Annotated in this window: 1 protein-coding gene; it reads left to right on the top strand. The window is 63.9% G+C overall.

Annotated elements, in window-relative coordinates; translation table 11 throughout:
• A partial coding sequence (locus DNK89_RS24030) for a ShlB/FhaC/HecB family hemolysin secretion/activation protein (RefSeq protein WP_161958993.1) occupies positions 1–512 on the top strand: 512 nt, incomplete at both ends.

Here is a 512-nt window from a genome sequence, read left to right as displayed (position 1 = left end):
GTTGAACGATCTGTTCTACGTCAACGTCAGTCAAGACGTCTTCAACGCCAGCGGCAAGGGCTCCCGGGGATACACCACGCATTACGGCGCGCCCTGGGGCTACTGGACAATCAGCGCCACCCTCAGCGGCTACAGGTACCACCAGACCGTTGCCGGATACCGCCAGAACTACCTCTACAGCGGCACCAGCAACAACGCCGAAGTGCGCCTGTCGCGCGTGGTGTACCGGGATGCCAGCCGCAAGACCTCGTTCTATGGACGCGGCTGGATGCGCAGGTCCAACAACTTCATCGACGACACGGAAATCGGGGTTCAACGGCGTCGCACCGGCGGTTGGGAGCTGGGGCTGACCCACCGCGAATTCCTGCACGAAAGCACGCTCGATGCGGGTCTGGCCTGGCGGCGCGGCACGGGCGCCTTCAACGCGATGGCCGCGCCCGAGGAAGACTTCGGGGAAGGCACTTCGCGGATGAAGGTCCTCACCGCCGACGTGCAACTGGTGATTCCGTTCC

Origin of the sequence: Acidovorax sp. ST3, assembly GCF_003231145.1 — a bacterium.
Lineage (GTDB): Bacteria > Pseudomonadota > Gammaproteobacteria > Burkholderiales > Burkholderiaceae_C > Acidovorax.
Note: the sequence above shows the minus strand (reverse complement) of the source record. Positions and strands in the feature narration are given on the sequence as shown.